We start from the raw sequence: 20,093 nt of genomic DNA, 5'->3' as shown, positions 1-20,093 counted from the left end.
TTTAAATTTTACTTTGTAGTACTTGATCAAAATCATCAAATATTCGTTTTTCTAAATCAATCCCTTGTAATGAAGCAACTTGATAAGCTAAATATTGAAATGGTATAACTAATAGTAAAGGGCTTACCTTCTCATCTATTTTCACGTCTAACCCTAATACATCTTTTTCATGTGAAGCTTTAGTCGTAATAACATAACATGTTTTGACGTGGTTTATCATATACGTTCGTAAAGCCTCTGAACGAGACAAGACTTCACCATCTGTTTCAATAAAAAACAAACTATGCATTTTATTTGCTTCTAAATAAGGGCCATGCATATAGGCCTCTAACTCAAAACCTTGAGATGGCTTCCTAATCGTTTCTGTAAATTTTGTTTCAGCTTCTTTTGCTGTTCCCCAGTTTGGTCCATAACCAATAGCGATAAAACGTTGATCATTTATTAAAGCATCCTTTTTATTATCAAAAAATTCCTCTGTTTTATCGATAACCTTATCAATATTACCGATAACTTCACGAAAGTCCGTTAAATAATTTTCCATGTTCAGTTCATTGATTCGCTTCGACTGAAAAGCTATAGTTAAAGATAACAACATTAAGTTTAATACTGTTGCTGAATACCCTTTCGTTACAAACCCAACTTTTTCAATGCCCATATTAAGATTAAAGGTGGTATTAACAACTTTTGTAATCGGACTTTCGCTATTACTAGTTAACGCGATGGTTTTTATTTTTTGAGATTTCGCTATCTTTTCTATAGCGTAAATCGTTGACGTACTTTTTCCACTTTGCGAAACAGCGATAACTAAATCAAATTTTGGATCCACCATACCGTAATGCAAAAAGTTGAATGGTTCTTGTATATCTATATATATTCCGGCAGTAGATTCCATATAAAATTTTGCTGCTAGGCTTGCATTATAGGAGGAACCTGTCGCTAAAATAAGGCAATGTGTAATATCTTTTAGCTCTTCAAAATTATAGTTAAACTCTTTCAAAATCTTTTCTAACGTTACTTGCTCCTCATAAATATAATCCAACATGCATACCATTCTATGCCCTCCTTAGAAAATGCCAATCCAAGCCCCTAATATTCCAACAACAGCCATTCCTCCTAGAATTGTTAGAGGTTTCACATCTTTCTTCAATAAATAGAAAACCATACCAAAAGCGGCTAATGGCAATAATTTAGGAAAAATATCATCAAGAATGCTTTGAATTTTAACTGCCTCTTCCCCACTACCTATTGAAAGTGGAATAGTAATATCAATCATGGAAGCAGTCATTGCACCAACAACTATTAATCCAATAATGGCTGCTCCTAAGGTTAAGCTATGCATCAACCCACTACTTTGAATTTTCTTTAAAAATCCAGTACCAAGCTTATATCCCCAGCCGGTAAATAAATAACGGAGTGTAATATGTGGAACGTTAAAAATCAATAAAAATAAAATTGGTCCTAGAATATTTCCTTGTAGCGCAAGTGAAGTTCCCACGCCTGTAGCAATTAAACGTAAAGTTCCCCAAAAGAAAGAATCTCCGATACCCGCTAACGGTCCCATTAAAGAAGTTTTTATGCTATCAATCGCTTTTTTATCAAAATTTTTATCGATACGATTTTCTTCTTCCATAGCTGCATTAATACCTAAAATCAATGTTACAAGATGTGGTGTTGTGTTAAAGAATTCCAAATGGCGTTTTAATCCTGAAGCCATTTCTTCTTTACTCTGGTAAAGTTTCTTTAAAATCGGAATCATTGCGTAAACATACGCCATATTCATTTGACGCTCATAGTTCCAGGAAAACTCCATCTGGAAGGAACGCCAAAAAACTTTATTTAAATCCTTTTTAGTTATCAATGGTTTCTCTTTTGAATCAGAAGTCTTCGTCATCATCAATAACCTCCCCACTTGTTGTCTGAACAGCTTGTACACTATTTGTTCTATAATTCATGATATTTACGACGATAACTGCTAAAATAGCTCCAAACACAGCAATTCCAGTAATAGGGATATCTAAATAAGCTACTATAATAAACCCTAAAAAGAAGTAAGGGGCGACGGTTTTATTAATTAGTAATCGAGCCAACATTGCAAACCCTAATGCAGGAATAATACCTGTCGCAACAGTTAATCCATGTTGTACAAAGTCTGGTATCATATTTAAGAGTGACTGAACAGCGTTATTTCCTACAGAATAAGAAATGGCTACTACTAACGCCAACATGAATGAAAGTCCAAATCCTGCTATCAGGTGCATTCGTTCAACCCCTTTATAATCTCCTATCGCAGCATAAGTGTCTGCTTTATGGTTCATCATCGGGATTAATAATCCTAAATAGACATTTTTTAAAATTAAAGTTAATGTAGCAATGGGTACTCCCAGTAATAATGCTGTTTCCGTTCCTGCACCGGCTGTAATAGCAAATGCTGTTCCAAGAATTCCTCCAGTTACAACATCAGGCGGAATAGATGCTCCTACTGAGAACGAACCAATAAAAGCTAATTCCAAAGTCGCTCCCATTATAATCCCTGTTTTAATATCCCCGAGTACAATTCCAACCAGTAAACCTGTAACAATTGGACGTGATAACAATGAAGTTCCCAAAGCATATTCAGATTGAGCGATAAATGCTACGATCCCAAGAAGGATTGCTTGTAAAATCATTCAAATTCATCCTTTCTTTAAAAAGCGTCTAAAGCTTCCATTTTCTTATCTGTTGGTATTTGTCTGATTTCTACCTCTACTCCTCCGTCTATCAATTCTTTAACTAAGGATTCTTCCTCTGCTGTAATATTGATTGCCTTTGAAATGTTTCTTGTACCCTTACGTACTTTCATACCTCCTAAATTAATGTGCTTAATCTCTGGATAGGCTTTTGCCAATTTATAGGCATCCTCAACAGATTCAACTATAATAAATAATTTGTATTTATCAGTTACTCCACTCTTCAAAGCTTCAATAGAATTGTCAATATTTTTTATAACCAATTTCACCCCCTGTGGCTTTGCTAGTTTAATAGTAGTTTTTCTAATTTCATTTTGGGGTACATCATCATTTGCAATCAAAATACAATCAACTCCTAGATTTTGAGTCCAGGAAAATGCTACTTGACCATGTAAAAGGCGGTGATCCACTCGCAATAATTTAATCATCCTTATTTCCTCCCTTTCAAAAATCCTCTTCTTCCTTTTCGACCTGGATTGTTTCGTTACAAAATTGAAGCATTTCTTTTGAATTACTTAAAGAACTTTTGATCAATTGCGGAATGGATTCCGCTGTTGCAAAGTGAGTTACGATTTCAATTAACCAAGGTAAATTCATTCCTGATGCCAAGTAGAAATTAGGAGTATGAATATATTTCAAAAATTCATTATTTACACTGCCTCCAAATATATCTGTGATCACGATTAATTCATTACTTTGATTTTCTTTCATTAATTTCTCTACTTCCGTGGCTAAGTCATAATTTGCTGTTAAATAAGCATTCAGAGTTACAATATTATTTTTTTTACCGCAAATTAATTCTAGGGAACTTAAGATTCCGGAAGCAAATTCCCCGTGACTTGCCAAAACTAAGATTCTTTCCATCTTTTTCACCTCACTTTCACTTATTATTAAAGCAAACAGCGTGCCAACTTTAGTGGCACGCTGTTTGCTAATATTAGAATTCTTCTTTAATCATTGTAAGATCAAGCTTTTGAAAAAGAATATCGTGAATGTACTTTAATTCTGAATTTGGTATTTTGACACTATAATCTTCTTCTATGACACTGAAAGCCTCTTTTATTCTAGCTAGCTGTTCTTTTCGACACTTTTCATCGGTGTCATCTCCACTATATGTTTCAATTGGGACGTTACGAATTAACCTTTCAATTAAACAACTAACATGTACATATAGAGCAAGCTTTCTTTCATTTTTAATTTTTTGTTCAGTTAATTCCTCTAAAATTCGCATAAATAATTCAATTTCAGCCATCACTTTATCAGTATCAAGGATAGTTACAGAATCAATTACTTTATCAAGTGAAAAATTGCGGATTAACCTATTGTTAAATTGTTCTGCTTTCTCATCATCTAAATCCTTCATTAACCACTCTCGAAGATGCTGAGCACCTTTTCCGGAAATCAATTCCTCAAGAGATAAATAAGGTATATCTTGGATCATTGGATTAGCTGTTCCAACAATTCCAACGACCTCATAGAGTGAAAAAACAGTCTCTTTTTCTTTTTGCTCATGCAGTGTTTGGTAATCAAAAGGAAGCACCTTTAACGGGCTATTTATTGGCAAACTCTTTTCAAGAAGTTTACTAATTTTTGTTGCTGTACCGATTCCAGTAAAGCATGTAGTTAATAACGCTTTATTTTTATTTTTATGTGGATAAATTATTTTCCAATCTGGCTTATTGTTTTCAAAAGAATGAATTGCTAGCTCAGATAGGTTAATACTTTTCTGGATATTTTCCCCTATAGCTATTGCTAAAGGCGTAGTTAGATTATTCATAATCATAACTGGAACTGACAATTGTTGTGGAAAATACTCGTATATTTCTTTTAAAGATCCCATATCCACCAAAATAACAAGCCCATTGCTTACATCATTTTTTTCAGTATAATCCACTATTTCCTCAGCTATTTTTTGTGGCGTTGTATCTATTGGCATATCAAAAGATTCAAAAATATTTTTACCTAATAAGCGGTTAGCGACATTAGCGATACTACTTGCAGTTGCATAACCGTGAGCAACAATAATCGCCTTCGCAAAATTGGATTCTCGTGATAAACCTAACTGGCTAAAGTAAAGTGTGAGTAAGATTAAATCCATGTCAAATACTTCAATGTCCAGCCTAGGTTTAATGATAGATAACATCCTTTCCGTATATTGAAACAGCATAGGGTATGTTTGAATTACTGCTTGTTTAAATTCTTTTATTAAAGATTGTACTTCAACATCTTCAGGTTGCCAACGTACAGAACTTCTTTGAAATAAATAGTAACTAATCGCATAAATGCTATTACCATTGAATATAATTTGATAGGATGACTCCATTTGTTTTAATGTATCACGTACATATTGAGTCATAAATAATAATAATTCGTGTTTTTTCTCTCTATCTGTTTCAAACAGCAAAAAATCAAATAGGTTTTCTACTTCTTTTTTTATATCTTCATCAATAGCTGTAATATTTAATTCAGATTTTTTAAAGTTGGCTAGTAATCGTTCATATGTACGAATAATCCTTAACTCTTCAGGCTTTTTTTTCATTGATAAATTTTCTATAGTTGTTGTTTCATCAATGTTTATATTTTCTTCTGTGCTTACACTTGCTTTAAATACAGCTTTTGTTAATAAATCAGGAGGTAAGTGATAAATTGTAATATGAATATGCTTGGCATCCTTTTGTTCAGAAAATGCTTTTGCAACAGTTACTTTAACTACATTTTTCAATTTACCGATATTTCCTTGATAAGGGGTAGTTTTTAATAAGTGTATTACTTGACTACTCACTAACAGTACTTTTCTTATTTTTGCTCTTTCTTTTATAAAAAAATTATATATCATCTCTAACCGTTCATTTTGAGTTCGTTGTTCCAATGAGGGTAATTGAATTTGAACAGGAATACGACGTATAAAGGTAGATAAAAAGACGCTATTCAAATCCTCTGTCGTTGCAAAAAATATCCTTGTACTAACCTTACGTGGCATATTTGTTTCTCCCATTCGATAAATTACACCTTGGTCAAGATAGGTAAATAATTTTTCTTGACCCTCTGCATTTAAACGATGCACTTCATCTAAAAATAAAATCCCCCCATTTGCCTCTTCAAAAACTCCTTTGTGATCTTCATCTGCTCCCGTAAAAGCTCCTTTCGCATGTCCAAATAAATGACTAGTTAAAAGTTCAGGATTATTAGCATATTGTGCACAATTTAAAGTAATGAGTTGTCCATCCTCCTTAATCAAATCGTTTGCCAAACAATATTGGTAGATAATCTTCACCATATAACTTTTGCCTGTTCCACTCTCTCCTGTTAATAAAACTGGTAAACCGTTTTCCGGGTAATATAGTGCTGCCTTTAATTGTTCTATACTTCTTGCTAAACTTGCATCATTTCCAATTAAAAGTGAAAACATATCATTCCTTTTTTGAAATAAAGGCTGTTCTTCCTTTAATTCATCTAAACTTCGGTATATATTTTTGGATAGTGTATAGAATTGTGTTTCAAAAGCGTTCTTATGAAAAAAATAGACTGGGCGCGTATTTATTTTAATTATAATTCCTTGCTCATTTAATTGATTTAAATAGTGACTAACAGTATTTCTTTTAATTTCAAACTGTAGACCTATATTTTTTGCAGTAAAAACTTCACTTATATTATCTAAGTCTAAAAAAGCTGTCTGATTTTCTATGTATTTTGTTATCTCATCTTTCATCATACTCCTCACCTCTTTTTCATCATTAGATAAACGCTTACAAAAGTCAATGTATAAAAAATAACTTTTACTAAACAAAAACTAATTATGGGAAATAACTCTATTTTATGGAAAATCATCTATCGTGAGAGCAAAAAGTTTATTCTTTACTCCATATAATGATTCAACAAAGTGACTTTATACTCACCTAATATAGAATCCTAGATTATAAAAAGGGGTTTTACTATTTTGACTTTTTATAATAATGAGGAAAATTATATTAACTAACGGCTTAAATCTTATTTCAATTAATAATAAAAATCTGGTGATATTGAGAATGGAGATTATATATTAATTATAGCGAGAGGACCAATTAAAGAAGCTTACCCGATGCAAATTGAAAAGATTGAAAAGATTAAATTTCTCTAGCCTTAGCTAAGTTACAACCACATAAAAGCGCTATTTAGGAATGTAATAACATACAAAAGTAAAACTATAGTTGTTAAAAGTAAGCAACTAGCTAATTCATACTTTCAATTTTAACTTCATGATATGTCAACACGTAACTAGACATTTTTAAGATGTTCTTCTTTAAACTGGATAGAGATTATATAGTCTTCACAACAATAATTAAACCAATGGTACATAACCAGCTTATTCCATATGGTGCGATTGTTCAATAAGAACAGCCGCTTCTTACGCTAACACAGTAGTTTAATTTAATCTTAATAATTATTTTAGCATTGGTAAGTAATACTTTCATTGTATTTATATCGTGTTTTGCGATATAATCAATTAAACGATATATTATTGGAGGTATTTTATATGATTGATGAAATAAATAGATACTTTACTAATATTTATTTTGAACTTCATCCGATACATCAAGAAGCCATTTCTCACCAAAGTGTCCGTATATTACAAGTGGTAGATAAAAAGCAGTTTGTAATGATCCGAGATATTGCAGAGCATTTATCAATATCACATAACACTGCGTCGGAACACGTGAAAAGGCTAGTAAGTAATGGATGGCTATATAAAAAAAGATATGAAAAAGATCAACGTAAGGTTTATTTGCATCTAACGGAACTCGGTGTAACGGTACTAAAGAAAAATACAGAACTAGATGAAAAAAAATTACAAGCAGCACTTGACAAGTTATCAGATAAAGAAAGGATACAAGTTGTTAAGGCCTTTCAATTACTAAACGAGGTGACAAAGTAAATGTATTTGTTTATAAAAATTGTAAGTTCTGCAGTCATTATTGGTATAGTAACCGAATTAGCAAGAAGATTTCCGGTATATGGTGGAGTGATAGCAGCTTTACCTTTAATCAGCATTCTAAGTATAATTTGGCTAACTGTACAAGGAGAATCCGCAAAAACGATTAATGAGTTTACAGTTGGAGTTATAGCAGGTCTTCCAGCAACAATTGTAATGCTCCTAATAATTTATTTTGCGTTTAAGCATTCTTTTCATTTATCAGTAGCGTTTTTATTTGGAATTATTGGTTGGGGATTCTTTTTAATCATTCAAAAATATATAACTGGATTATTTTTCTCCTAGAAAAGATAAAATAGATATTTAACGGAACATGTACTTCAATATGGATTCGATACTACAATTAGTGATCATGTTGTTCTTTTTAGTAACTGACCATTAAATCATAGTGGCAATAAAAAGATGAAATGTGTAAAATCATAGTAGGATACCAAAGTAAACCTTTACAAAACGGTTTATTCATGGGAAAGTGGTAAAATATACAACCAGAGGCGACACCATTCATTAGTTCATATGTAAAGCTATCATCTGATTTTATACCGAAGAATTAACCGTATTATTAGTAAACATTTTTCCTATCATGCAGTAGCAGTAAAAGAACTGCAAAATGTATATTCGTAAAAAAGATACAAAAATTCAGTCCCACATAAAAGGTTATATTATTACAATATATTAAATGGGGTTTGTAAGATGAATATTGAAAAAATTAAATATTTTATTGATTTAGTTGAATGTAGGAGTTTTACCGAAACAGCAAAGAAGAATTATGTATCTCAGACTACCATTAGCCAACAAATTGCTTCACTTGAAAAAGAGTTTGACATGCAATTGATTGACAGAAAACAAATTCCTATTGAACCAACACAAGCTGGCTCGATTTTTTATGAAGAGGCAATTGTGCTCTGGAAGCAATATAATCATATGCAAGCTCAGATGAAGAATTATCAGCAGTGTCATACTCAACTATTGTCTATAGAATATTCGGCCTTGACGGATATTCAAGTTTTATTACGTTTTATTACTTCGTTTAAAGAGCTGAATCCAACGATTAACCTAAAATTAAATAAAGTATTGTTAAAAGATATTTCAGAATTTCTAAGAAAAGGGATATATGATGCTGCAATTGCTGTTGATTCAGAATTTAAAGAAAAAGAGGATATTTTAACACATACATTGTATAGAGGAAGGTATTGTGCAGTTGTGGGTAATCAACACTCCCTTTTTCATAATAGGACTATTTCAAAAGAAGAACTATATAAATATCCACTTATCATGCTGAATTCAACTGCGATTGGAACCTCTTATTATTTAATGATTCAAAATGCGATAAAGGATGGTTATGAGCCGAATATATTGCAAATGGTGGATGATGTCGAAACAGAGTTATTTTATATAGTAACAGAGAATTTGATTGGATTTTTACCAGACAATTATAGCCTTGCATACCCAAAAGATGAGATTCGATTAATCCCATTAAAAGATTCACATCATACATTTAACATAGAAATAGGCTATTTTAAACATAATCCAAATCCATCATTACAACGATTTCTTCGTCAAATACAAGATTCGTTTCCCCAATAGGTTATAGGTTTTTTGTATTTGAATTTGTTCAGTGTTTCACTTAATGTTTAGTTATAGATACTTTCAAAAGGAGTGCTAGAAATTATGGGGAAATTATTATTGACTGGTATTGATGGAAATTTAGGTAAGCAAGCAGCTGACTATTTATTAGAATTGGTTGATAAAGATAAAGTTATTTTTTGTAGTTATGATCCTACAGCTTTAAAAGAGTATGAAAAACAAGGTATTGAAACACATGTGACCAACTTTAATAAAATGGATGGTCTAACAGATGCTTTTACTGGTGCGGATAAACTTGCTTTAATATCTATGCCTTTTGTTGGATTGAAACGTCAACGTGCACATAAAAACGTTATAGACGCTGCTAAGGAAGCTGGCGTAAAACAAATCATCTATACATCATTAGTAAATGCAGCGGATGAATCAAATCCGAGTGTTGAAAAAATTGATCATATTTATACGGAAGAATATATTAAACGTATCGGTTTAGATTATATTTTTCTTCGTAATTCTCAATATGCCGAAGCAATGATTACAAATTACTTCACTTATGTTAAGGGTGATGGAGTACTGAAAAATAGCCAAGGTGATGGAAAAATGGCATATATTTCACGTAAAGATTGTGCAAAAGCTGTTGCATTTTCGATAGCATCTAACGAGTATCAAGAAGCTATTTTAAATATTAATGGACCGGAACTAATGACCATTTCTGAGTTTATAGCTATTGGAAATAGAGTTACAGGCAACCATGTAACCTATGAAGAAATTACGGATGAAGAAAATTATGCTATCTTTGATGCAATGGGAGTTCCTAGAACAACTGATGGTGAATTTAAAGAAGGCTCCGAGGCGCCATTTTCATCAGATGGCATGGTCACTTTTGCTCAAGCTATTCGTTTGGGGAAAATGGATGTATTTACGGATGACTTTAAGAAACTTACAGGTCAAGACCCTCTTACAGTAAAATATATGTTTGAACATGCTAATCAATTTCAAATAGGTAATCGTCATTCAAAAGATAATTGAACAACTGTTGATATTTAAAACAAAAACAAGCAGCTAGAAACTGATTTACCCCAGATCTAAGTTACGTAAGCCTACCACTTTAGGAAGTTATAGAGTATATAAGGAGTCTAGCCGGGGTATAGCGGCATCTAACTACCTGATTCGTTTGGGGTAACAGGACAAGAAAAAGCTACGACAGCAATACTTCGCACGCAGAAAGGCACTCTTTTTTTCCAAAATAAGGGAGACCTCTTAATCATCCTTGAAAAAGAGGTCTTCTTTTTCAAGGACGCCCGAGTTTTTAGTCTTTGCTCTATTTCTATCTGAGGGGATGAAGAAAAGCCCTACTGATACAATTTTTTCTCTATTCTAATAAATAAATTGCTTGTTAAATTGATCTAGAATCATCATCTGCTGTTTTAATCAAATCCTGGTAGCTATCAGCCGTTTCTGGAAATCTTTAGCTAAGTGATCCGCTATTACACTGGCTGATCTCTTCCGATAGCTTCTTTAATAGTAGCTATTTCCATATATTCTTTTAAAATGGCAAGCAAGCGGTTTTTCTTGAATGGTTAAAATTCGTTCAGCTATTTCTGGATAGGTTACACTTAGTTGAACAGATTCATTAAGGTCATATAAATCTTGATTCAATAATAAGTCGGAGGAGAGTTAATTATGACCAAAAGAGAAAGAAAGACATTCTCAAAAGAATTTAAAGAACAAATTGTCCAGCTGCACCTTTCAGGTAAACCTAGAAGTGATTCACAGCCCATAGCAGTATATGAACATCCTTATACGTTACCCTTTGTTTATCGCCACGAGCTTGTACGATCTCGTTCGTTTGTTGCCAATGCCCTGTCATAAGTCCTCCTCCTACTTTGTAAAATGGTCATCTCGTCTCATTATCGTATTATTTTCACAAACCAAGTATTAATACATAATGCCTTGATGGTACTACCTTATGAACTCTCGATTCTCAAACAAGTTACTTTCTTTTTGTCTCACTTAAATATCAGTTAATTTAATAAATAAAAGGTAAAAACCTTGAAAGGCGTAAAACCATTCAAGGTATGTTTTATTATCGTTCTTTAATCAGCTAGTAAATCATTCAATTCTATTGACATTAAAGCTGATTCGCTGCCTTCAAAAAATATTAGTTTGTTGTTCTCAAATTCATAGATTTCTATGTCGGGATAAAACTCAAAATCATTTCATCTGACACTACGTTTGAATTTACTTGTAGTGGAAAGGTTTCAAATACTCGTACTACAGCGTTCTTTCGCAGACGAGAAACAAAGAAATAACCCTCATCTGTCATACGATCGAAACGTTCATAATCTAAGTAACCACGATCAAAAACGTACATGCATGCTTTGTCATCAACCAAAACTTAATCGCATTTGTGATGACCGCTTGATCCGGATAAGAAAGGCCTTTTTCCATAAATACGAGTCGTAAATGAAGTTTGACACCTGACTTTGTTTTGCGAAATTTAGCCCATTTATGGTTCGTTAAATTAAGTGGTAATGTACTAGAATCAATGATTTTTAATGGTGTTGTTATTCTTCTACGATTTTGGAAATCTGTTTTCTTATGGATATCAGAGACTAAATCCAGAAAAATCGTTTGAAAAAAAGCAGTCGGAACGTGATTCAATCTTCTTCCTAATTGTGAGAAACTGATGGAATCTAACTCTGTAGCCTGTTGTAGTTCATCCGAGAAAACAGCATCGCTAAGCGCTCGTAAGCTTTCCGTTTCATGAAGTTGAGCATACAGAAGCAATGACATAAATGAATCCATATGTAGCTTTTTAGTATAGTGATTTAGTTGATACTTTTTCACCTGTTCATTAAATAATGTTTGATTTATAGGTGATAACCATTGTTTAAATGATGTTTTTCGTGTAGACTTATCCATGGTGTTTGTCCTTTATATTGGATCTGGATAGGTTACTACCGCCAAACATTATAAAGGATTTTTTTATGGAAACAAAGTGTTTAAGAAAATTCTGTATTTTATATCGCATATGAATATTTTAATGCGACACTAGTGGTAATATATAATAAAAAAACAAATAAAATCAATCATTTTCATTATACAAGAAGTGCAATAGAACCATTAAAGAAAATAAAGAAATAAAAGGAGAATTGCATAGATGGGTGAAAGAAAAAAACTCTTGAATCTAGTAAAAAGTTATTTAGAAAAGAAAATTAATACAGAAACATTTGCAAATCATTTCACTATTTTTTTTAGTCAAGAAATAAATTACGATGTTTTAAATGAAAAAGAATATTTACTGTTTTGTGAATTAGAAGACATTGCTAGTCGCTTTTCCCCTTTCGAAGAAGATTTTTTAGAGTATCCGTATTATTCTAGAGAAGAAGACGTATTTAAAAAGGCGAAAGAGGTGTATGATAACATTAATTAAAGAGAACGAGATACGTTCTTCATATACTGATAAAAGATAATATATTTTAGTTATTTTAAGGTAGTATGTCAGCATGTGTATAATGAAAATATTAATTAATTTTTAACAAAGTGAGTGTCCTTGGTAAATATGAAGAGGGGGTTATTCTTTACGTGCCCCTTTTGTGCCCCTCAAGGCTCATTTGATTTGAGGTGACGAGTGTTTCAATAAGAATATTATCAAACCAATGTATTGATATAAGTTGATTTTTAAGAATTATCAGTTTCAAGTTGGAGGGAAGTATCGGATAACTGCTTTAACCATTGTCACATCAGTGTTTGTGACATGTGGTGTTTTTGTATACGCCAATTTTTCACCTAAATAAAATAAGAATATTCGGTTAGCAAATTTCTGTGATTTTGAGTCTAAAACTGAAGAAAGGTGAAATGTCCATTTGGTGAAAATATACAACAACGGATACAGCTGTTTTTCCATCCACTTCCCGAGAAGAACTTTTTATAGCTTGGATAATGGTGGCTCAATTTCCTGTAAGCCAACCCTGTCTACTTCAAATGCTTCTTCATTCAGTTTGGCACCGCTAATTCCTTCATCTCTAAAAAAATGGATCATCCAGCAACAACCGTTTACAGTCCAATCACCATTTTCAATTAAAATTTTTTACTTTAAATATCACAAGCATATTTTAATCAGCCCTTATATTTTACATTTCCAGCCTTATTATTGTATGCATCATCGGCATTTTCAAATCTTTTCACCTTGGAATTATATAGATCCCATAACTCGTCCATATTGTTTTGCAGCTTTTTTCTGGTTGATTCAATACTTGTTTGGATTCTTTCCATATGTCGCCGGTTGATCTCACTTGCTTCTTTTTCCGCATCCGTTGGGTCATCAAACAAACCGAAAAAAGAAGCAGGTTGCTGGTAGCTTTTGTTTAATGCTTTGAAAACATTTGTTGTAATTCCACTATCGATTTGCTTCAGATTTACGATCCACACGCATCATGGCATGTCTTGATAATGGTAAAATATACCTAGTAGTGTCTGTTACGTAATTTTCAAATAGCGATAATAAGTCATCAATTTGTATTTCGTAATCAGCGATTTTTTCTTTAGAAGTGTGAATATTTTGGTCCCATGCTTCAACACTTTTTCCGTCATTTGTTCGAATAAAGGTATTCACCTTATCCAGTGAATGGTCCATTTTTTCTAAAGCACGCTTATATGTCCGAAGTTCGCCAATAATATCATCCAAAACCCCATAATTAATTTGTAAGTCACGCTTCACGAGCCATCACCGCCAATAGCAGCCCCAAGTTCTTCGTCCACTTCTTTCATTCCTTTGAGTAAAGCTACTCCGGCTTGATAGATTTCTTCCATTTGTTTGCTCAAATCCTGATTCACATCATTATTCATGTTATCCAGTAAACCATCCATCTTAGAAATAAAATCCGATTGAAATGATTTAAGCCGATCCCTCGTGTTAGAGCGAAAATCTGTTGTATAGCCCTCAAAATCATCAATTGCTGCTCGTAAATCATCAATGATTTTTTGCAGTTCTATAAAATCCACTTTAATTTTTTGTCCAGATACCACAAAACCCCTCCCATTATCAAAAAACTAGCGAAAATGAATGGATTCTATTTCGGCAATTAATTGATTAAGTTCATTTACCATCTCATCCACAATCGTCCCCATATGCTCCTGTACAGACGCATTTTCTAAATCCATATCAGTAAAATTTTGCTTGATTTCCTTACGTGCATCTTTCAAATTGTTAATAATCCCAGAATCCCAGCCCCCGTACAACAAGCCACGGCAAAAATCACGATCATATAACGCCATCATACATCCCCCACTTTTAGTTCCATATCCATCTCCTGCTGTAATTTAGACATATCATGCTCGGAAAATTCAATCGAGTTCAGATCTTTTTCAACAATAAATTCCTGTTTCATTAAGAATACAAACGCTTCCTCCATCTCATCCTGATACCCACGATGAATCACTCTTTTTATGAGTGGTGCGGTAAAATTAATTTTCGCACCCGCTTTGATCTCACCAACTGGATATAGAATACCAACATAAGGAAAATAACTTTGATAATTTTTTGGACTGACAAAGCGCCCCGTAATCACCACTTTAGATGGAGAAGTATTGTTTTTATCTGGTTTAAAATAGGTTGGATCAAGCTCCACAATCGTTCCAAGTGGCAGGACTTCCCTCATAATTTCGATCGTATTCGCTAAAAGCTCGAATAACCTATCGTGCTGCAATGAAAACTGCTTATTTACATACGTAATAGTGCAATAACCTTCTTTTTGGTTAACTGAAACAATCCCATGATTCCACTCTATGTCAGCGTTAGTTTGCTTTCTCTTGAGGGTTGAAAATATGTCATATAGCATCTTCTCTTCACGCAAGCACAACTGAAAAAATTCTCGTACGTTCTGACCGACTTGCAAGTCCAAATCAGTGCTGTATGATTGGATCAATTGATCTACTTTCTTTAAAGCGAGACTTACTAATTGTTTTTGCATACGTTCCGTCATAAAGATCCGCATCTCCCTTTCCTATTCTGGAATAAACTACTTGTTACCCTAACAATGAAACGTAATTCAGTGGGTATTGCTTCCTAAGAACCCGCACTCTAGTAAAATAGATGCTTGTTTTCTCCTTTGAATTGTTATACTTTCATAGCTGTTGAGCTATGGAAGTCCCCATTTTTCTATTTGCATTCTTCATGTTATTTTTCCCTCTTATAAGTGAATCTTCACTTCGTAAGTACTTTCTCTACTTTTTCCCCTTCCGAATGTAAATAAATATGATTCGGACTTTTGAATTACAGTTGGATTCCTTCGTTTATCTCCTTAATTCCCCCATAAAATGAAGATATTAATTCCAGTTAGCTCTGTAACACGCACAGTTTAGCCATTTTATTCTATATATTCATCTTAATGCTAAAATTATCCATCCACAACGTGGCTATTTTCCTAATTTCACATGCATATTTATAACTAAATAAATATGCATGAGGTACTTTTAACTTAGAAATTATTTCCTTTATTTCTGCTTCCTAGGCATAAAGTGAATCTTTAATCAGTAGAGGTTTTCATTTATCCCCAACTGATTGTTAGTAGCCCAAAGTTATGACCTAAAAGCCTTATACGAAACAGTGCGTTTAGGTGCTGTTACCTTCTACTTAGACTTGTTGCTGTACAGATTATCCAACTCCTGAAGTAGGAGTCTTATAGCACCTTATATACGGGATAAAATACAAAAATTAACAGAAATCGGCTTGACAACACCTTTTACCTTTGGTTAACTTAACATTGTATGAAAAAAAGGGACTTTTGGACTAATTCTATAGTTCTAAAAATATTTAACTTCACCATAGGGGAGAGTACATATGAAGCAACATATACTTATGAAATCAGCTTTTTTATTATTTTTATTTACTTTAGTACTTGTACTATCAGGATGTACCCAGTCGCCAGAAAAGACATTAGAAGAATTAAAACAGGCAGTAGAGGATCGTGATTACATTACTTTTTATGAATTAGTGGATAAGGATGATGATGTTTACTGGACAGAGAAACAGGCACAAAGTATGATTGAAGACTTTCATGATAATCGCGAAGATTATGCAGTGCAATTAGAATTACTCCAACAACAAGCAATGGCATTGAAAGAAGATAATCCCCTCATTAATGAAGAGGGAATGCTTTATTTTAATAAAGATGAGCAATTAAAGGTAAGAACATATGCAGTAACCGCTGAAGAAGGGCTTTTAGACGGCGTAGAAAAGCTATCCGTCAAAATAGACGACGAGAAAGAATTAAACATAGATGCAAATAAAAATGATACGCTAAAATTAGGTCTTTTCGGTCCTGGGGAATACAGCTTTGAAGCAGCAGCCGAATATCCTTATGCAGATGTAAAAAATAAAGGCGAGTTTTATGTATCAGGAGTAAGTGATTTTAATCAAGCTGTTGAATTAGGCTTGGAAGGAAAATATATCGGTATTGCCTCTCATATACCAGACACGAAGCTATTCATAAATGGAAAAGACGCTAACGTGAATATTTCAGAATTAGATGGTGGAGAGATGAATGACGAAAGCCTTTTCGGTTCTACTTTACTAGATCATAACTTTGGCCCAATATCAGAAGGAATTTCTTTACAAGGAGTAGCAAAAATGCCTTGGGGAAAAATTAAGAGCGAAGAAGTTAAAATAACATCAGATACTAAAAGCTATGATTTATCTCCCAAAATATTACAAGATAAAAAAGCACAAAAGAAAGTAACAGAACTAATAAATAATTACCAAAAAGATAAAATGACAGCATTGGTTAACTTAGATGATAAACATTTAAAGAATTTATCTAATTCCTTTAAAAAGTCACTTTCTAAAGAAATCATACAAGCAAAAGAGCAAGAAAGAACTTACGCTGGACAAGTTTTGGGTACAAGGATTGATTATTCAAAGGCTCTCTATGAAGAAGGGGAAGGCGGAAGACATTATGTAACTATTCCTATTGAATTACATAGAACGTATGTAGAAAGATACTTTTTTAACAAAGATGAGGAACCAACGGAAGAATATGAGCATCAAGAGATTAAACTAGAGTACATCAGTGATAAAGAGGAATGGATTATTGATCAAGAGGATAGCTATTATGGAGCTGACGAAGATGACTATATGAAGAGTGAAGAAGTAGTAGAAACTGAGTTTTAGAATTAACTTTTCTTACTATGTATGTAAAAAGACAACATCCAATTAAACAAGGCAGTTCAATTGTTGTCAGTAAAGAATCACAGACCGCACTGTCCAATGGTCAATCTGACTTAGCCCTACATAAAGGCATGTTACTAGTATCCGCCTTATAGGCAAATTTTTTACAAACTCGTCTTCATTCTAACTACTATTTTGTCTTCTATCATACTTGCTTCAAGAAGAAAACGAGATGGTGGGAGTTAGTTTTATAGCTACCACCATCTTTATGTTAGCAGTACTAAATGACAAATAAAGAGTTCATATATTACTTATGTCTCCGGTTTCTATTTTACACTTTGTAAACATTAATTATTTATTCATAACCACGTGCATATTGCACTATCTCTACAAATTGCTTTGCTAAATCAGTCAGTTCTCGCCATTTATTTTTCTTTTGTAATTTCAACGCCTGTAATCCCCCCTTTTACCAATGAATCGAATAACATATAATGTCTTCGTTGGGTTTATCTTTCGTACGACCGCAATGATGCCTGATTTTATTATTGATTAAATACCATTATACCTATCTGCTTGATGGTGTATATTACCGAATTACATCATGCTTGCCATACATGAATTGTTCAATAGTCTGCTTATCAGGTAAGCCCTCGACATCGCCATACGTAGAAACTACCATTGCACCAATTACAGCTCCAAGACGTACAGCCTCCTCTAATGGCTGTTTATCTAATAAAGCTGCTAACACACCAGCCGCAAAGCCGTCACCTGCACCAACTGGATCAACGACACGCTCCACCTTGTAACTTGGAATAAACCCTCCTTCGCCTCCATCAGTAGCATAATGCACCCCATTAGCATCATCTTTCAATACAACAGAACCTACATTTTTATGGCGAAAATAGGCTAGTATTTCATTAATATCATCTGTATTCAATAGTGTCACTGCCTCATTTAAGCCTGATAACAAGATATCACTCTGTTCTGCCAAGTAGAGTAGACGTTCTTTGGCAATTACTGGATTGTCCCATAGCTTTTTTCGGATATTAGGATCAAAGCTGGTCATGATACCATTTTGTTTTGCAAAGCTGAAAAGCTGTTTGCTAACTTCCCAGCAACTTTCACTTAATAGTGGTGTAATACCAGTAATATGAATAATTTTCGCTTGTTTGATATATTCCCAATCTATATTTTCCATCGTTAGCAGACTAGCGGCTGACCCTTTACGATAATAATAAACGCTTGTATGTCCCTCACGAACTCGCTCTTTAACATACACTCCTGTTTGTGCCTTGTTAGTCCTGACCACACGTGATGTATCTACATTCTCACCTCGGATAAATGCTTGCACATAATCCCCTAATGCATCTTCACCAAGCTGACTGATCCAACCGACTTTTTTATTTAGACGTGCTAAGCCAATTGCTACATTAGATTCTGCTCCACCAATTCGTTTACGGAATGTATCAACATAACGAATGGGGCCATCAAATACTGGATCAAATAGAACCATTGTTTCCCCTATAGTTATAACATCCAAACCATTCACCTCTTCTCGATTAAACCAATTTGTCGTAAAACGTTTCTTATCTGCTCTCGTTTCTTTTCACTAACCATTCTAGCAGGTGGCTGCACATAGGTCGGAATGTCCAAACTGCACATTTTGGTTGCCTCTTTTATCACACTGATAAATGGAATTTCTAATTGATATAGTGTGGGTATTTGAGCTAACTTCTGATGTAGCTCCATTGCTGTTTTATAATTTCCCGTTCGAAAAGCTTGATAGAGATCAACTGAAAGCTGTGGTGCAAAGTTTACACTTGCAGAAATAGCGCCATCCCCTCCAAGAGCTAACGTATTAAACAAATGATCATCAAACCCTGCTAACACGGAAAAATCAGGGTATTCTGCTTTTACTGTTGTAATCATGTCCCGGATATGTGCCGTGCTATCAATAGTTTCCTTGATACCGACAATATGCTCGTGCTTTTTTACAAGACGAAGAACCACATGAGGCGGTATACTTTGTCCCGTCAAAGCTGGAAAATTATAAAGTAGAATTGGCCCTTCTACAGCATTTGCTATCTCATGGTAATGGAGATAAAGATTCTCTTCTGATAATTCCCAGTAGTAAGGATTAATAACAACCACTCCATCTGCATTTTGATTAAATGCATGGCGACTGAGTTCAATTACTTCTCGTGTATTTGTACTTCCAGTTCCAATTAAAATTGGAAGACGCTTGTCCACATATTGGATTACAAATTCAGCTATTTCTTTTCGCTCAGTAGACGATAGTTGTGTAAATTCTCCACCACTCCCAAGGAAAAATAAACCATCTACATTACTATCAATTAAAAAGTCAATAACCTTCTCCATACTCCCCGGATCAAACTTACCTTGCTGATCAAACATGATCGATACAGGAGGTATAACCCCTTTAAATTTCACTGCCATACTAATTCACCATCCATTCTAAAGGTACTGTGATAAATTCTGGGAATACTGCTTTTTATACGCGTCATGAAGATTAAAGTAGCTCTTGAATAAATCATATGTTTTCTCTACTCTTTAATCATTTATAAAATACAATGTCAAATACCCAATTAAATATATGATCTTAACTCTCATAAAAATCAACTAAATA

The 20,093-nt window shown here is 33.5% G+C and carries 20 protein-coding genes and 2 pseudogenes; 6 read left to right on the top strand and 16 right to left on the bottom strand.

Translation table 11 applies throughout. The features are described 5' to 3' along the window. Position 1: 1 nt before the first annotated feature. The 6 genes from BKP57_RS15950 to BKP57_RS15925 form a co-directional block, all read right to left on the bottom strand. Positions 2-1,051 (bottom strand): SIS domain-containing protein, encoded by a 1,050-nt coding sequence (locus BKP57_RS15950; protein WP_072741954.1) that lies wholly within the window; start codon positions 1,049-1,051, stop codon positions 2-4. A 12-nt stretch (positions 1,052-1,063) separates the two neighbouring features. Further along, a complete protein-coding gene (locus BKP57_RS15945) occupies positions 1,064-1,894 on the bottom strand; it encodes a PTS system mannose/fructose/sorbose family transporter subunit IID (RefSeq protein ID WP_175609448.1) in 831 nt (276 codons plus the stop codon). Beyond that, on the bottom strand, positions 1,875-2,666 hold the full coding sequence (locus BKP57_RS15940; protein ID WP_072741953.1) for a PTS mannose/fructose/sorbose/N-acetylgalactosamine transporter subunit IIC: 792 nt from the start codon (positions 2,664-2,666) through the stop codon (positions 1,875-1,877). Before BKP57_RS15940 ends, BKP57_RS15945 begins: the two co-directional genes overlap by 20 nt. Before the next feature lie 17 nt (positions 2,667-2,683). After that, positions 2,684-3,154 carry a PTS sugar transporter subunit IIB gene (locus BKP57_RS15935; protein ID WP_050351937.1) on the bottom strand — a complete coding sequence of 157 codons (471 nt, stop codon included), beginning with the start codon at positions 3,152-3,154 and terminating at the stop codon, positions 2,684-2,686. A gap of 16 nt (positions 3,155-3,170) precedes the next feature. Next, entirely contained in the window at positions 3,171-3,590 is a 420-nt protein-coding gene (locus BKP57_RS15930; RefSeq protein ID WP_050351936.1) for a PTS sugar transporter subunit IIA, read from the bottom strand. 73 nt (positions 3,591-3,663) lie between these two features. After that, the gene (locus BKP57_RS15925; protein ID WP_175609449.1) at positions 3,664-6,438 is read right to left on the bottom strand and encodes a sigma-54-dependent transcriptional regulator; all 2,775 of its coding nucleotides are present in this window, start codon (positions 6,436-6,438) and stop codon (positions 3,664-3,666) included. Between the two features lie 801 nt (positions 6,439-7,239). Between BKP57_RS15925 and BKP57_RS15920 the strand changes: the two genes are divergently transcribed. The 4 genes from BKP57_RS15920 to BKP57_RS15905 all read left to right on the top strand — a co-directional run bounded on the left by BKP57_RS15920 (position 7,240) and on the right by BKP57_RS15905 (position 10,305). Next, positions 7,240-7,638, top strand: a complete 399-nt coding sequence (locus tag BKP57_RS15920; RefSeq protein ID WP_050351935.1) for a MarR family winged helix-turn-helix transcriptional regulator — start codon at positions 7,240-7,242, stop codon at positions 7,636-7,638. Beyond that, positions 7,639-7,980, top strand: coding sequence for a DUF3147 family protein (locus BKP57_RS15915; RefSeq protein ID WP_050351934.1), 342 nt, complete (start codon positions 7,639-7,641; stop codon positions 7,978-7,980). A gap of 405 nt (positions 7,981-8,385) precedes the next feature. After that, positions 8,386-9,279, top strand: a complete 894-nt coding sequence (locus tag BKP57_RS15910; RefSeq protein ID WP_072741952.1) for a LysR family transcriptional regulator — start codon at positions 8,386-8,388, stop codon at positions 9,277-9,279. An 84-nt stretch (positions 9,280-9,363) separates the two neighbouring features. Continuing rightward, entirely contained in the window at positions 9,364-10,305 is a 942-nt protein-coding gene (locus BKP57_RS15905; RefSeq protein WP_072741951.1) for an NAD(P)H-binding protein, read from the top strand. A gap of 489 nt (positions 10,306-10,794) precedes the next feature. On the opposite strand, the gene BKP57_RS22255 is transcribed toward BKP57_RS15905, so the two are convergent. The 3 genes and pseudogenes from BKP57_RS22255 to BKP57_RS15900 form a co-directional block, all read right to left on the bottom strand. Then, on the bottom strand, positions 10,795-10,935 hold the full coding sequence (locus tag BKP57_RS22255; protein ID WP_156875358.1) for a hypothetical protein: 141 nt from the start codon (positions 10,933-10,935) through the stop codon (positions 10,795-10,797). 437 nt (positions 10,936-11,372) lie between these two features. Beyond that, a pseudogene (locus BKP57_RS22250) lies at positions 11,373-11,495 on the bottom strand (hypothetical protein); the annotation flags it as partial. Further along, a pseudogene (locus BKP57_RS15900) lies at positions 11,474-12,201 on the bottom strand (IS4 family transposase); the annotation flags it as partial. The pseudogenes BKP57_RS15900 and BKP57_RS22250, both read right to left, overlap by 22 nt. Before the next feature lie 238 nt (positions 12,202-12,439). Here BKP57_RS15900 and BKP57_RS15895 point away from each other — a divergent pair. Beyond that, positions 12,440-12,712, top strand: a complete 273-nt coding sequence (locus BKP57_RS15895) for a hypothetical protein (RefSeq protein ID WP_050351931.1) — start codon at positions 12,440-12,442, stop codon at positions 12,710-12,712. 686 nt (positions 12,713-13,398) lie between these two features. Here the strand turns inward: BKP57_RS15895 and BKP57_RS15890 are convergent. From BKP57_RS15890 to BKP57_RS15870, 5 genes are read right to left on the bottom strand one after another with little or no spacing between them, the layout of a single operon-like run. After that, a complete protein-coding gene (locus BKP57_RS15890) occupies positions 13,399-13,710 on the bottom strand; it encodes a hypothetical protein (RefSeq protein WP_050351930.1) in 312 nt (103 codons plus the stop codon). After that, entirely contained in the window at positions 13,679-13,999 is a 321-nt protein-coding gene (locus tag BKP57_RS15885) for a hypothetical protein (RefSeq protein WP_050351929.1), read from the bottom strand. The genes BKP57_RS15890 and BKP57_RS15885 overlap by 32 nt, the downstream gene beginning before the upstream one ends. Next, positions 13,996-14,307 (bottom strand): hypothetical protein, encoded by a 312-nt coding sequence (locus BKP57_RS15880; protein WP_050351928.1) that lies wholly within the window; start codon positions 14,305-14,307, stop codon positions 13,996-13,998. The genes BKP57_RS15885 and BKP57_RS15880 overlap by 4 nt, the downstream gene beginning before the upstream one ends. A 24-nt stretch (positions 14,308-14,331) precedes the next feature. Beyond that, entirely contained in the window at positions 14,332-14,559 is a 228-nt protein-coding gene (locus tag BKP57_RS15875; RefSeq protein WP_232231198.1) for a hypothetical protein, read from the bottom strand. After that, a complete protein-coding gene (locus BKP57_RS15870; protein ID WP_198035001.1) occupies positions 14,556-15,251 on the bottom strand; it encodes a DUF4176 domain-containing protein in 696 nt (231 codons plus the stop codon). The genes BKP57_RS15875 and BKP57_RS15870 overlap by 4 nt, the downstream gene beginning before the upstream one ends. An 869-nt stretch (positions 15,252-16,120) precedes the next feature. Between BKP57_RS15870 and BKP57_RS15865 the strand changes: the two genes are divergently transcribed. Continuing rightward, complete coding sequence (locus BKP57_RS15865; RefSeq protein WP_050351925.1) at positions 16,121-17,449, top strand: TcaA 3rd/4th domain-containing protein; 1,329 nt, start codon at positions 16,121-16,123, stop codon at positions 17,447-17,449. 583 nt (positions 17,450-18,032) lie between these two features. Here BKP57_RS15865 and BKP57_RS15860 read toward each other — a convergent pair. Together BKP57_RS15860 and BKP57_RS15855 are read right to left on the bottom strand one after the other, a co-directional pair. Beyond that, the gene (locus BKP57_RS15860) at positions 18,033-18,995 is read right to left on the bottom strand and encodes a sugar kinase (protein WP_232231196.1); all 963 of its coding nucleotides are present in this window, start codon (positions 18,993-18,995) and stop codon (positions 18,033-18,035) included. After that, positions 18,992-19,903, bottom strand: a complete 912-nt coding sequence (locus tag BKP57_RS15855; RefSeq protein WP_072741948.1) for a dihydrodipicolinate synthase family protein — start codon at positions 19,901-19,903, stop codon at positions 18,992-18,994. Before BKP57_RS15855 ends, BKP57_RS15860 begins: the two co-directional genes overlap by 4 nt. Between the last annotated feature and the right edge of the window lie 190 nt (positions 19,904-20,093).

Source organism: Virgibacillus sp. 6R, from assembly GCF_001895305.1.
GTDB lineage: Bacteria > Bacillota > Bacilli > Bacillales > Amphibacillaceae > Virgibacillus > Virgibacillus pantothenticus.
This window is presented reverse-complemented; position numbering and strand designations above follow the sequence as displayed.